A 12,568-nucleotide genomic window follows, 5' to 3' on the forward strand; every position below is an offset into this window, starting at 1 on the left:
ATTCAAAATTTATAATTGAGCGCTACGCTCCGTAGTATTCCACGAAATTGCGCGGCGTTTCGTAGAGCTTTACGCAGTGCAGCTGCGCCTGGGTGATGGCCGGCAGCTCGCGCTCCAGGATTTGCCAGAAGGCAATGGCCAGGTTCTCGGTGCTGGCCATTTGGCCGGCCATGAACGGCACGTCTAGGTTGAGGTTTTTGTGGTCGACCTGCTCGGTGATGTGCTCCCGCAGTAAGTCGGAAAGGGCCTTTAAGTCAACCACAAACCCGGTTTCGGGGTCGGGCTGGCCTTTCACGGTCACGATGAGGTCGTAGTTGTGGCCGTGCCAGTTGGTGTTGGCGCACGGCCCGAAAACCTCGCGGTTGCGCTCGTCGCTCCACTTGGGGTTGTGCAGCTTGTGAGCGGCGTTGAAATGTTCCTGACGGCTAACGTAAATCATTCTCTGAGTTATTCGTTGTCAGTTGCTCGTTATTAGTAAGAAACGGCTCATTTAAGCCCTGACAACAACAACTGACAACGAACAACTAATTATTTTTCCGCAGCAAATATACGAAGAAGGGTACCCCGAACAGGGCCGTGACCAAGCCCACCGGCAACCCGGCGGGCGGGTAGAGCAGGCGGGCGAACAAGTCGCAGGCCAGAAGAAAACCACCACCCAGCAGGGCGCAGACCAGTAAATTGTAGCGGCCGGTGGTGCCCAGCAGCCCCCGCGTGAGGTGCGGAATCAGCAGACCCACAAAGCCTACCGGGCCGCACAGCGCCACCACGCCCCCGGTGAGGGCGGCGGCTAGCAGCACCAGCAGCCAGCGCCGCTGCGCCACGGGCAGGCCCAACGCGGCGGCCCGCTCCTCCCCCAGCAGCAGCAGGTTCAGGTCTTTTTGCATGAAAGCCAGCACAAATAAGCTGATGCCCAGCGCCGCCGCCGGGTACGGAAGCACCTCCCAGCCGGCCCGCTCGAAGCTGCCGAACGCCCAGAACACCACGCTCCGCAAGCTGCCCTCGGCACTGGCCAGGAAGGTGAGCAGGCTGCCCAGCGCCGCCGCCAGTGCCCCCACCGCCACGCCCGCCAGCAGCAGCGGCGCCGGCAGGATGCGCCCCCGCCGGGTGCCCAGCGCCACCACCAGCAGCGTGGCGCCAAAAGCCCCCGCTAAGGCCGCCACCGGCGGCAAATACACCCCCGCCACCGTGAGCGAAGGCACCAGCACAAACGAGGCAATGGCCCCCAGCGACGCCCCCGAAGCCGTGCCCAGCAAGTACGGGTCGGCCAGGGGGTTGGTCACCAGCGTTTGGAGCAGGTAGCCGCTCACGGCCAGGCTGGCGCCAGCCAGCAGCGCCAGCACAATGCGCGGCAGGCGCAGCTGCACAAGGGCCAGTTGGGCCGGGTCGGTGGGGTCGTAGTGCTGCAGGGTGGTCAGCACAAAGCCGTAGGAGGTGGAGTAGCTGCCCACGCGCAGGCCCAACAACGCCAGCCCCAACACGAGCACGACGCCAAGCAGCAGCCACAAAAGGGGGCGGGGATTCTTCAATTTTTACTTTTTGAGCAAGTTCTGCAGTTCGCGCACCGACTCCACTACGCGCGGGCCCGGCCGCTCCATGAGGTTGCCGGTGATGGCGAACACGCGGCGGTTTTGGTAGGCCTTGATGCGCCGCAGCTCGGGGTAGTTCTTGAAGAAGGTGCTGTCCATCTTTTCGAAGGTGCCGCCCAGCAGCACGTCGGGATTCAGCTTGAGGATGTACTCGCGGGTGAGGGCCGGGTACGGCTGGGGGAAAGTTTCGATGACGGCGTTCTGGCCGCCCGCCAGGCGAATCTGGTCGGTAAACAGGGTGTTTTGGCCGTAGCAGTAAATGGGGTCCTGCCAGGTGATGGCCAGCACGGTGGGCGGGGCGGCGCGTTGCGGGGCAGCGGCCACAAGCGCTTTGAGCTCGGTGCGGAGCGAATCGGCCACGCGGCGACCCTTGGCCGGGCGGCCCAGCAAGCGGCCCAGCTTCTCAAGACCGGCAAACACGTCTTCAACCCGCCGAAAACGCTGGTAAAACACCGGCACACCCACTTCCTGCAGGCGCTGGGCATCATCAACGGGCGTCATGCCCTCTACCGTGAACACGATGTCGGGGCGCAGGAGCACCAGCTTTTCCAGGTCGACGGGGTAGTTGTTCACAACGGGTTTCTGCTGCACCACGGCGGGGTAGTTGTCCTGGGGCACGCGGGCCACGATTATGGCCGTATCGGCCACGGCGTACAGCATTTCGGTCATGCTGGGGGCAAGGGCCAGCACCCGGCGCGGCTGGGCGGGCAGGGTGAGGCGGCGGCCCAGGTCATCGGTGGTGGCAACGGTGGCGGCCTGGTCCGGGGCCGGCTGGCAACCCAACAGCACGGCTAGGGGTAAAAGCAGCAAAAGAAAACGCATAGCGGCAAAGGTAAACCCAACGGGTGCCGCAAATTTCCAGTCTGTCCGGTGCCGGCACAGCCTTCCGCAGGCCCCCGGCAGGGTCGAAAACGGCAGCATCTGTTCGGCCGGCGCGCCGGTTTACCTTTGCCCCTCCCCAACCCGCCCCCTATGATAGTAGTCACTGGCGCGGCCGGCTTCATTGCCAGCTGCCTCGTTTCCCGCCTCAACGCCGCCAATTTCAACGACGTAGTCGTGGTGGATAATTTTTCGGTTGCCAAAAAATTGCCCAATATCGAAGGCAAAAAGCTGCGCGAGTACGTGGACCGGGAAACGTTCTTTGAGTGGCTCGACGCCAACCACGAGCAGGTGGAATTCGTGTTTCACCTCGGCGCCCGCACCGATACCGCGGAGATGGACCCGGCCGTGTTCGACCTGCTCAACCTGAACTACTCCAAGCAGATGTGGCAGGCCTGCTGCAACTACCAGCTGCCGCTGGTGTACGCATCCTCGGCCGCGACCTACGGCGATGGCATCCTGGGCTACACTGACACCGACGAGGCCCTGTTTCCTCTCTACCGCCCCCTGAACCCCTACGGCGACTCCAAAAACGACTTCGACAACTGGGCCCTGGCGCAGGAAGAAAAACCGTATTTCTGGGCCGGGCTGAAGTTTTTCAACGTGTACGGGCCCAACGAGTACCACAAGGGTCGCATGGCTTCGGTGGTACTCCACGCCTTCGACCAGATTCAGAAAACGGGCTCCATGACGCTCTTCAAGTCGCACAACCCCGACTATACCGACGGCGGGCAGATGCGGGATTTCGTGTATGTGAAGGACGTGGTGGAAGTGTGCTTCTTCCTGCTGCAGCACCGGAAAGATTCGGGCATCTACAACCTGGGCAGCGGCGAGGCGCGCACCTTCCTGGACCTAGCCATGAACACGTTCCAGGCCCTGGGCCGCACGGCCGATATCCACTTCAAGGATACGCCCGAGGACATTCGGGACAAGTACCAGTACTTCACCCAGGCCGATATGAGCAAGCTCAAGGGCATCGGCTACACCCGGCCCTTCACCCGCCTGGAAGACGGAATAACTGATTACGTGCAGAATTACCTGGTGCCCGGGCGGTATTTGTAAGCTTTTTTTTAGCTTGCGCAGCTAGAGCGACGCAAAACCCAACCGGGCAGCCACCGGTTAGCACGTCTCCATTGCCGTTGCTACCCTTGCCGGCGTGCCTACACGCTGGCGTGCGCGCTGCATCTTCCACTCATATTTTTCGCTGTGAACCACCCTGCCCGTCCCGTTATCACCGTTGTGGGCGGCGGCTTTGCGGGCACGGCGCTGGTGTTGCAGCTCCGGCGGCAGCCCACCCTGGCCCAGGCCGAGATTCATTTGATTGAGCCCCGGGCCGTTCCCGGACCGGGCCTGGCCTACACCGCCCGCCGGCCCGAGTACCTACTCAACGTGCGCCCTGGCGCCCTGAGCCTCTACCCGGACGCCCCTCAGCACTTTGCCGAGTGGCTGCGGCAGCAGCCCGAAAGCGCGGCCGGCGTGCCCGAGTTCGCGGCCCGCACCACCTACGGCCGCTATCTGCACGAAGAGTTGACCGCCGTGCTAGCGGGTGCGGGCGGGGGCAGTGCCGGCGTGCACTGGCACCAAACCACCGCCGTGGTGGCCCCCCTCCGCTCCGATGGCCACCGGGAAGTACTTCTGGCCAATGGCACCACCCTGCTCAGCAACTTTGTGGTGCTGGCGCTGGGCAATTTCCCGCCCCCGCCCCCGGCCGGACCCGACTACCGCTACCTGCACCACCCCGCCTACCACGCCGACCCCTGGGCCGCCGGCAACCTGCGCCGCATTGGCCCCGACGACGACGTGCTGCTCATCGGCTCCGGGCTCACGGCCGTGGACGTACTGCTGGCCCTGCGCCAGGACGGCCACCGCGCGCCCGTGACGGTGGTGGCCCGCCACGGGCGCTGGCCCACGGCCCACGGCCCCGTCGGGGCTTCCTACCCCAATTTTTACCCCGAGCTGGCCGCCGAAACCACGGTAAATGGGGTGCTGGCGGTATTCAGGCGGCACCTGCGCACGGCGGCGGCCCAGGGCATCGACTGGCGGCCGGTACTCGATTCGCTGCGCCCGGACCTGGGCCGCATCTGGGCGGCGTGGCCCTTGGATGAGCAGCGCCGGTTTTTGCGGCACCTTGTGGGCCTGTGGGCCGTGGCGCGCCACCGCAGCCCCCCCGGCAATGCAGAAGCCATAGAAGCGTTCACCGCTGCCGGGCTGGTGCAGGTGCACGTGGGCACGGTGCGCGAAATAATCCCCGATGGCAACGGGCTGCGGGTGCGGGTGCGCCCCCACGACGCGCCCGGTAGCTGGCACGTGGCCCAGCACGTGGTATGCTGCGCCGGCCCCCTGCTCGATTACGGCCGCATTACCGACCCGCTGGTGATGAGCCTGCGCGACGCGGGACATCTTTCGCCCGATTGCCTGCACCTGGGCCTGCAAACCGACGAGCACGGCGCGCTGCGCGGGGCCAATGGCGTGGTCTCAACCACCTTGTTTACGCTGGGACCCAGCCGGCGGCCGGCGTATTTTGAGTCGACGGCCGTGCCGGAACTGCGGCAGCAGGCAGCCGACCTGGCGGCCGAAATTGCCCGCCGGGTGTGAAGCCGATTACTTGATTGAGTTACCTCAAAACAAAAGCCCCAGTGCCCGATAAAGGCAGCTGGGGCTTTTGTTTTGAAGGAAAGGTGGCCTGTACCTAAGCGGCCATGCGCTCCTGGCTGGGGTACAGGGGCAACACCGGTGCAGCTTCGTTGAAAAAAGACGGCGCGGGAGCGGGGGCCACGTCAACTGTATCATCGGCGTGGCGGCGCAGAGCGCGCATCAGTAGGTATTTATATTTCTCGGCATCGGCCAGGGCCTGCTCGATGGCCGCTACGGCATCCGAATGGGCCACAACAGGCTGCAGTTCGCGGCGCGGGCGGCGGGCTTCGAAAACATGAGATTCAAGATATTCGGCAGCAGACTTCATGGCAAAACGGGCTGAATTTGAGATAATAACTGGGTTGCTTTATTAACCAAATCAGCCGTCTTTTCATTCCCAAAAGGTGCGGAATTCGAGCGTTTTTGACACCTGAAAACAAGCTGTTAATCATATTATCAACAGGTGTTTACGCAACGATTTTCAGCACCACTTTGCCGAACTGCGCGCCGGCTTCCAAATGGCGCAACGCGGCTTCGCCTTCGGCCAGGGGGAACACTTCGTCCACAACGGGCACAATGCCTTTTTCGGTCACGAGCTGCAGCATGTCTTCGAAGTCCTGCTCGGTGCCCATGGTGGAGCCCAGGATGCTGAGCTGCTTCCAGAATACTTTGGCGGGCGGTACATCGGTGATGTTGCCCAGGGTGCCGCCGAAAAAAACAATGCGTCCGCCGGGCGCGGCCGCATCTAGCAGCGGCCCGAAGGCGGCGCCCCCGGCGCTGTCGATGATGACATCGAACGCGCCGCCCGCCTGCTTGACCAGGGTTTTAACCCAGTTTTCGGCGTTGTAGCGAATGCCACCCCTGGCCCCGGCTTTCTGGGCGCGGGCTATTTTCTCGTCGGAGCTGGAAGTCACCCAGACGTCGGCCCCGCGGGCCACGCACAGCTGCACGGCAATGAGGGCCACGCCCCCGCCCACGCCGGTTACCAGCACGCGTTCGCCGGGCTGCACCTGGGCGCGGGTGAAAGCCGCCCGGTAGGCCGTGAGGCCAGCCAGCGGCAGCGCTGCGCCCTGCTCGAAGCTGAGGTGCGCGGGTAAGGGCCGGATGTAGCGGGCCGGCAGGCTGATGTATTCGGCAAAGGTGCCAGGGTCGGGCATGCCCAGCACCGCAAAGTCGGAGGCCTGCACGCGGGGGTTGTCGCCCCAGCGCAGGCCGGGGTTGACGAGCACGCGGCTACCCACGGCCGGGGCATCGGCGGGCACATCGGCGCCATGGGCGGCTACTTCGCCGGCGCCATCGGACCCGAGGGTGCAGGGCAGCTTAATGCCCGCGTACTTGCCTTCCTGAATAAAAACGTCGCGGTGATTGAGGGCCGCGGCGTGCAGCCGGACCAGGATTTCACCAGAAGCGGGCGTGGGCGTGGGCACGTCGCGCACGGCAACGGGCTGATGAATGGCATCGAGCTGAAGGGCTTGCATATTTTCTTTAAGTGAGCAGTGAGCAGTGAGCAGTGAGCAGTGAGCAAAAGAACGTCATGCTCATCTGGCGTCCGCGTAGTCGAAGCATCTCTACCGCGCTACTAATCAATTTTAGTATGGCGGTAGAGATGCTTCGACTACGCGGACGCCAGATGAGCATGACGTTCAAATTAGCTCCGGAGGTCCTCTAAACAGCTTCTGCGTACCAACGATTACTCATTGAACCTTGCTGTTGTTCGCTGATTTCAGCCCCGGCATGGCCAGCGGCCCGGCCACCAGCAGGCCCGTAAGGAGGCCGCCAAGGTGAGCCGCATTGTCGATGTTGCCGGTGAGGCCGGACAGCAGGTTGCTGATTACCAGGTACAGTACGAGGCCCAGCATGGCGCGGCGGTCGGACTTGTCGAGCACCAGCTTTTTGCTTACCAGCAAGGCCAGCAGGAAACCGTAGAGGCCGAATATGGCGCCGCTTGCGCCCACCGAGTTAATGCCGTTGCTGTGCCACCACAGGCTGGCCAGGCCCCCGCCCACGCCACTGGCCAGGTACACCACGGCCAGGCGCAGCGGGCCCACCCGGTCTTCCACCAGCAGGCCCAGCAGCCACAGGGAACACATGTTGAGCAGTAAATGCGAAAGGCCGGCGTGCACAAACAGGCTGGTGAGCAGCCGCCACGGCTCGCCGTGCAGCGTGAGGCCCGACACGTTGGAGCCCCAGCCCACCAGCTCCCGGCCGGTAGGGTCGGACGCCGACACGCCGCTGAAAACCATGAGGCCAAACACCAGCAGGTTGAGGTCGAGCAGCAGCGGCGTGGCCAGGAAGCGGCGCGAGGGAATAAACAGCCCGCGCAGCAGGTGGCCAATGAGTTCGGGCCACGTCTCGTGGGTTTCGGGCACGGCCACGGCGGGGGTGCCAGCCTCCGGCAACAGGTCCCGGCGGCGCAGCTCGGCCATGGCGGCCGCGCCCACGGCGGGCGGGTAGCGGGCCGCGTTTTGGGCCAGATACAGGAGCTCGGCTTCGGGCTTCTGGGCAAAGAGCTGCTCGGCCAGCGCCGCAGTAGAACCGGAGTTGGGCAGGCCGGGGTCAGGTGCTTCCATAGAAACGATACGCGGCAAGGAGTGCGCCACGCTTAGCAAGCCGCCACTTTGCCAGGTTGTTTAGGCCGGCGACCCCAACCAGCCGCTCAAGTCCGCCGCAACTGCAGCCTCTTACATGCGCAGCACCGTGCGCTTGTACTGGCGGCCCGATACGGGCGACACGGGCAAGATGCTGGCCATCAGGTCTTCTACTTCGGCGGTGCGGCTCAGCATTTCTTTGTCCCACTTGTATTTGTTGTCAGCCAGCAGGTCGGGCAGGCTGTCGAGAATGTGCTGCTGGTTGCTGGCCACCTTGCCCATATGCTCCACCTGCTGGGCCATTTCGGGGCCAAAATTGTAGGTGTACACGGCGGCGTGGTTCCAGGCGGTCCAGGTTTGGCGCGCTACCACGGTTTGTTCGCCAAACATGGGGTTGGCTTTGCCGGCGGTGGCCTGGTCGATGAGGTATTCGGACTGGGCCTGGGCGGCCCAGAAGCGCTTGGCCAGCTCCCGGAACTGGCGCAGGTGCTGCGGGTTGGCTTTTTCCTGGGCCGGGATTTTGCCCAGCTGTTCAGCCACGGCGTTGGCCACCACGCCATCGTAGCTGGGAATGGCGTTGGTGGCTACTTCCACCAGCTTTGGGGCGGGCCGGTTGCGCCGAGCATCCTGGCGGGCTTTCACGGCGGCCACCTGGGCGTTGTCGCGCTGTTTTAGCCAGTAGGTGCCGCCGCCCAGGGCCACCACAATCAGGCCCAGGGCCACTATTTTGCCCACCGGACTGGCCGGTGCCACGGGCGGCGACACGTAGGGCGCCGGTGCGGACGCAGTAGCTTGCGGGGCGGCACCGCGGCGCGTCAACTCGCACCGAGCAGCCTCCACCACGCTGGGCTCGTACTGGCCGGGGTTCTGGACAAAGAACAACAGTTCATCGTCGGTTTTTTGGTGGTAGAAGTCGGTGGCAGAGCTGGACATGGCCGCGGGTTGGGCTGGTGAGGGTGAAGGATGCAGCAAGTTCGCTAATAGCGCGCAATATGCCATACCCAACTGTTGCGCCCCGCGCCCGTAAAGCCTGGTACCGGAGCGCAGCCGCGCCTCCGTTTTCTTCTTTCCTACTTCCAACCCATGCCTACTCCCGAACAAACCCCCACCGACCCCCGTCCCGATATGGCCAGCACCAGCACCGGCGGCGAAACCACGCCCCAAGGCACCGACCGCGACCAGAACGCCAGCGGTAACCCCGAAGCCGGCACCGCCGCCGACGGTGCCATGCCCGAAAGCACCCAGGAAAACATGGGCGACGGCGCGGGCATCCGCGGCGACTACGGCAACGCCAGCCAGACCAACGGCATGGAAGGCGGCCCCGATTCGCCCAAAACCGACACCGAGCTGACCGGTTCGTAAGGGCCAATACCGCCCTGCCCGCACATTACTAAAAGCAGCGCGCCCGTTGGGAGCGTTGTGCTGCCAGCCATACGGTCCGGCAAAGCGCCCCCAAAGCATCTTTTGCTTCGTGGGCCCTTTGCCGGACCGTTCGGCGTTGTGTTTGGCCTTGCTCTGATGCGTTTTATACAGCCGGATTTTCCGGGTTTTTCCCCTTACTCCTCACTCATCTAAAGCACCGGTTGGCCTTGATGGGGCAGCTGCGCCGTAATTTGCGGCCATTACTCGTGTTGCTGATTTTTGTTGATGTTCCCTACGCTCGCCGCTCGCTGTCGCTTTTTTTTCCTTGTATTCATTAGCTGGGGCAGCCTGATGGCTGCAGCCCAGGCCCAGCCGGTGGCTGATTTGGCCGGCGACCCACCGCCCAAGCGCGAGATGCGCGGCATGTGGATTGCCACCGTCGAAAACATCGACTGGCCCACCCAGCGGGGCGCATCGCCGGCGCAGTACCGCCGCGAATACCTGCGCCTGCTTGATGCCGGCCAGCGCGCCGGCCTCAACGCCGTGTTTGTGCAAATCAGGCCCGCGTCGGACGCTTTTTACAAGTCCGATATTGAGCCCTGGAGCAAGTGGCTGACCGGCACGCAGGGCAAGGCCCCGTCCGATGGCGACGACCCGCTGCCCTTTCTCATCACGGAGGCGCACCGGCGCGGCATGGAGTTTCACGCGTGGTTCAATCCCTACCGCGCCACCATGGACTCGGTCACGCGCCGCCTGGCGCCCAACCACCCCTACCGCCAGCATCCGCAGTGGTTTTTGCGCTACGGCGGGCAATTGCTCTACAACCCCGGCCTGCCCGAGGTGCGCGCCCACATCACGCGCGTGATTATGGACGTGGTGCGCCGCTACGACATCGACGCCGTGCACTTCGACGACTATTTCTACCCCTACCCCGCCCCCAACCTGGTATTTCACGACGAAGCCGCCTTCCGCGACCACAACCCCGACGGCTTCGAAAAGCTGGCCGACTGGCGCCGCAACAACGTGAACGTGCTCATTCGCGACCTGCACGACAGCATTCAAACCGCCAAGCGCTGGGTGAAATTCGGCATCTCGCCCTTCGGCGTCTGGATGAATAAATCGGCCAATCCGCTGGGGTCCGACACCCGCGCCGGGCAGCCGTCCTACTCCAACCTGTATGCCGACTCGCGCCTGTGGCTGGAAAAAGGCTGGATTGACTACATCCTGCCCCAACTGTACTGGAGCACCAATTTCAAGCTCGTGCCCTACCCCATTTTGCTGGAATGGTGGACGCGCAACCACTTTGACCGCCACCTCTACATCGGGCACGGCACCTACCGCATGCTGGAAAGCACGCGCTCCGATACCACCTGGCGCAACCCGCGGGAGCTGCCCCGCCAAATCCGCCTCAACCGCACCTATCCGGACGATGCCAGCGGCAGCGTGTTCTTCTCGGCCAAGTCTGTGCTGGCCAACCCGCTGCGCACCACCGACTCACTCCGCCAAGACCTGTTTCGCTACCCGGCTCTGATGCCCACCATGCCCTGGATGGACGCCGTGCCGCCCCTGCCCGTCGCCAACCTCACCCTGCGCCGCCTCGGCCGCGCGGTCACGCTGAGCTGGCAGTCGGGCGCGGCGGCCCCCGATGGGGACATCGCCACGTATTACGTCCTCTACCGCTTCGGGGCCGACGAACGGTCGTCGCCGCACGACCCGCGCCGCATTCTGGCGCTGCCGCGCCCGGCCCCCGGCTTCCCCGCCACGTTTGTGGATACCACGGCGGTGCCCGGCCAGGCCTATGCCTACTACGTAACGGCCGTGGACCGCCTGCACAACGAAAGCCGGCCCATGCGGGTCATCACCTCGGGCCAGCAGGCGGTGGAACTCGCCGTGGGCCAGACACCGGCGGGCGTTGCGCCTCCCGCTGCTGCCGTGGCCACGCAGCCCGCGCCGGTCCGCCCGCAGCCGCGCCCGGCCATTCGCCCCACCCCTTCCACCGAGAACCCGGAAGCCGCCGCGCCTGCTACCAAAGTAAAAGTGAAGGTAAAAGCGAAGAAACGCGGCTTCTTGGACCGTCTGTTTGGCAATTAGCGCTTGCTATTCGCTGCTGTTACGCAGTCGTCGGGCTGGCGCCCGGCCGCGCAAGTACTACACAAAAAAAGCCCGCTTTCCTGACGGAAAGCGGGTCTTTTTTGTGTAGAAAAGCTGACACCAGCTCCGAGCTACAGCGCCTTGATATTTAGCGAAACCGTTGCATCCGTGGCCGAGGTGCGGTTGATGCCGGTTACCTGCACCACCGCGTACTGGTCGAGGCCGCGCAGTTTAGTGATGATGACATCACCTACCACGATGTTGTCGAGGGTAGTTACCTGAGATGTTGCCGCGGTGGCATTGTAAATCTGCCGGATGCTGGTGAGCGTGGCCGCGTTGTAAACGGCCGCGGTGGAGCGCACCAAACGCGTGTTGGTGCTCAGCGTGCGGAACTGCACTTGGTTGGTGGCCGTGCTGCTGATGACCAAGTCTTTGCTGGTGGCCGGCCCCGCCGCCGCTACGGCCGTGAAGGTGGTGAGGTCGTAGGCGGCCAAGTCGCCACCGGTGGTGCCGGTGTAGGTGAGCGTGGCCGTGCGCACGGTGGCGCTAAAGGGCGTGGGAGCCACCGGCGTAATGGGCGCGGCCGTGACCGAAGCCGAACGGGCAGGCGTGCGCACCTTGGCTTCGAAGCGCAAGAACACCGGCTGGCCGGCGCTGCCGGCGGGCAGGGGCACGTCGACATTCTGGGTGAGCTGGGCCCCGCTGGCGGCGGTCTTGATGCGCACCACCCGGCGCTCCGGCCCGGTGCCCACCCGGGCAAACACAACCAAGCTGTCGAGGTCTTTGTAGAGCGTACCGGCAGGCACGGCAGCCGTGGACGGCGGAACCGGCGCGGTGGTAATGCCTCCGGCATTTAGCGTCACGTTGTAGCGCACGATGTCGCCGGGGGCGGGCGAGGCGCCCGCGGGCACCGTCACGTTGGTCGGGCCCGAGTTGATGATGATGGTGGGAGTTGCTTCGGCCAGACGGTAGTAGAAAGTGCGGATTTTACTTTGGCCGGTGGTGCTTTCCACGCGGGCGTCCACGCGCACCAGCGCCTTGTTGGCGCCAGCGGGCACTGTGTACCGGACCACGAGTGTATCGGCCCGTTTTAGGCGGGAAAACGCCGGAGCATACGGGATGGTTTGCACCGCTACCGAGTCGCGCGAGGGCTCTACTCTTTGCAGAATAACTACCTGTTTGATGGGGTCGGTTTGCGGAGCAAACTGCAGCTCAAACGTAACGATTTCGCCGGTGGCGTACTTGGTAGCCGTGTTGAGCGCGTTGCCGAGGAAAGTGGGAAACTGCGGCCCGACCTCGGTATAAAAATCATCAAGCTCGTCTTTCTTGCACCCCGTAGCCAGCACGGCCAGCAGCAGGAGCAAGCGGGGCCAGGCCCCGGTTTTTAGTTGTGAATGCATAGTGCTTGTTCAGTTAGGGTTTCGGCCC

12 protein-coding genes are annotated in these 12,568 nt (G+C 64.1%); 4 read left to right on the top strand and 8 right to left on the bottom strand.

Annotated features, from left to right (window positions below; all coding sequences use genetic code 11):
- Window positions 1-22 precede the first annotated feature (22 nt).
- From BEN47_RS06360 to BEN47_RS06370, 3 genes are all read right to left on the bottom strand, one after another.
- On the bottom strand, window positions 23-439 hold the full coding sequence (locus BEN47_RS06360; RefSeq protein WP_070726372.1) for a 6-pyruvoyl trahydropterin synthase family protein: 417 nt from the start codon (window positions 437-439) through the stop codon (window positions 23-25).
- An 85-nt stretch (window positions 440-524) separates the two neighbouring features.
- The gene (locus tag BEN47_RS06365) at window positions 525-1,505 is read right to left on the bottom strand and encodes a FecCD family ABC transporter permease (protein ID WP_239691520.1); all 981 of its coding nucleotides are present in this window, start codon (window positions 1,503-1,505) and stop codon (window positions 525-527) included.
- Between the two features lie 24 nt (window positions 1,506-1,529).
- Complete coding sequence (locus BEN47_RS06370; RefSeq protein WP_070726381.1) at window positions 1,530-2,408, bottom strand: ABC transporter substrate-binding protein; 879 nt, start codon at window positions 2,406-2,408, stop codon at window positions 1,530-1,532.
- A 150-nt stretch (window positions 2,409-2,558) separates the two neighbouring features.
- Between BEN47_RS06370 and rfaD the strand changes: the two genes are divergently transcribed.
- A complete protein-coding gene (gene rfaD, locus BEN47_RS06375) occupies window positions 2,559-3,527 on the top strand; it encodes an ADP-glyceromanno-heptose 6-epimerase (RefSeq protein WP_070726385.1) in 969 nt (322 codons plus the stop codon).
- 144 nt (window positions 3,528-3,671) lie between these two features.
- Window positions 3,672-5,060, top strand: coding sequence for an FAD/NAD(P)-binding protein (locus BEN47_RS06380; protein ID WP_070726388.1), 1,389 nt, complete (start codon window positions 3,672-3,674; stop codon window positions 5,058-5,060).
- Window positions 5,061-5,154: 94 nt separating this feature from the next.
- Here BEN47_RS06380 and BEN47_RS06385 read toward each other — a convergent pair whose 3' ends face one another.
- The 4 genes from BEN47_RS06385 to BEN47_RS06400 all read right to left on the bottom strand — a co-directional run bounded on the left by BEN47_RS06385 (window position 5,155) and on the right by BEN47_RS06400 (window position 8,620).
- Window positions 5,155-5,427 carry a hypothetical protein gene (locus BEN47_RS06385; RefSeq protein ID WP_070726391.1) on the bottom strand — a complete coding sequence of 91 codons (273 nt, stop codon included), beginning with the start codon at window positions 5,425-5,427 and terminating at the stop codon, window positions 5,155-5,157.
- A 139-nt stretch (window positions 5,428-5,566) separates the two neighbouring features.
- Entirely contained in the window at window positions 5,567-6,577 is a 1,011-nt protein-coding gene (locus BEN47_RS06390; protein ID WP_070726394.1) for a zinc-binding dehydrogenase, read from the bottom strand.
- Between the two features lie 216 nt (window positions 6,578-6,793).
- Window positions 6,794-7,669: a rhomboid family intramembrane serine protease gene (locus BEN47_RS06395; protein ID WP_070726397.1), complete on the bottom strand. Its 876-nt coding sequence runs from the start codon at window positions 7,667-7,669 to the stop codon at window positions 6,794-6,796.
- Between the two features lie 111 nt (window positions 7,670-7,780).
- Window positions 7,781-8,620: a hypothetical protein gene (locus tag BEN47_RS06400; protein WP_070726400.1), complete on the bottom strand. Its 840-nt coding sequence runs from the start codon at window positions 8,618-8,620 to the stop codon at window positions 7,781-7,783.
- Window positions 8,621-8,770: 150 nt separating this feature from the next.
- On the opposite strand from BEN47_RS06400, the gene BEN47_RS06405 reads away from it, so the two are divergent.
- Both BEN47_RS06405 and BEN47_RS06410 read left to right on the top strand, forming a co-directional pair.
- Entirely contained in the window at window positions 8,771-9,049 is a 279-nt protein-coding gene (locus BEN47_RS06405) for a hypothetical protein (protein ID WP_070726402.1), read from the top strand.
- A gap of 351 nt (window positions 9,050-9,400) precedes the next feature.
- Window positions 9,401-11,140 carry a glycoside hydrolase family 10-like protein gene (locus BEN47_RS06410; RefSeq protein WP_083322181.1) on the top strand — a complete coding sequence of 580 codons (1,740 nt, stop codon included), beginning with the start codon at window positions 9,401-9,403 and terminating at the stop codon, window positions 11,138-11,140.
- 131 nt (window positions 11,141-11,271) lie between these two features.
- Here BEN47_RS06410 and BEN47_RS06415 read toward each other — a convergent pair whose 3' ends face one another.
- Window positions 11,272-12,540, bottom strand: a complete 1,269-nt coding sequence (locus tag BEN47_RS06415) for a hypothetical protein (RefSeq protein WP_125921542.1) — start codon at window positions 12,538-12,540, stop codon at window positions 11,272-11,274.
- Window positions 12,541-12,568 lie beyond the last annotated feature (28 nt).

Origin of the sequence: Hymenobacter lapidarius (assembly GCF_001816145.1) — a bacterium.
Lineage (GTDB): Bacteria > Bacteroidota > Bacteroidia > Cytophagales > Hymenobacteraceae > Hymenobacter > Hymenobacter lapidarius.

What these genes read in the sequence shown, in the direction of transcription:
- BEN47_RS06360 (WP_070726372.1), bottom strand. Translation starts at nt 439, where the DNA reads ATGATTTACGTTAGCCGTCAGGAACATTTCAACGCCGCTCACAAGCTG.
- BEN47_RS06370 (WP_070726381.1), bottom strand. Translation starts at nt 2,408, where the DNA reads ATGCGTTTTCTTTTGCTGCTTTTACCCCTAGCCGTGCTGTTGGGTTGC.
- rfaD (WP_070726385.1), top strand. Translation starts at nt 2,559, where the DNA reads ATGATAGTAGTCACTGGCGCGGCCGGCTTCATTGCCAGCTGCCTCGTT.
- BEN47_RS06385 (WP_070726391.1), bottom strand. Translation starts at nt 5,427, where the DNA reads ATGAAGTCTGCTGCCGAATATCTTGAATCTCATGTTTTCGAAGCCCGC.
- BEN47_RS06390 (WP_070726394.1), bottom strand. Translation starts at nt 6,577, where the DNA reads ATGCAAGCCCTTCAGCTCGATGCCATTCATCAGCCCGTTGCCGTGCGC.
- BEN47_RS06395 (WP_070726397.1), bottom strand. Translation starts at nt 7,669, where the DNA reads ATGGAAGCACCTGACCCCGGCCTGCCCAACTCCGGTTCTACTGCGGCG.
- BEN47_RS06400 (WP_070726400.1), bottom strand. Translation starts at nt 8,620, where the DNA reads ATGTCCAGCTCTGCCACCGACTTCTACCACCAAAAAACCGACGATGAA.
- BEN47_RS06405 (WP_070726402.1), top strand. Translation starts at nt 8,771, where the DNA reads ATGCCTACTCCCGAACAAACCCCCACCGACCCCCGTCCCGATATGGCC.
- BEN47_RS06410 (WP_083322181.1), top strand. Translation starts at nt 9,401, where the DNA reads ATGGCTGCAGCCCAGGCCCAGCCGGTGGCTGATTTGGCCGGCGACCCA.
- BEN47_RS06415 (WP_125921542.1), bottom strand. Translation starts at nt 12,540, where the DNA reads ATGCATTCACAACTAAAAACCGGGGCCTGGCCCCGCTTGCTCCTGCTG.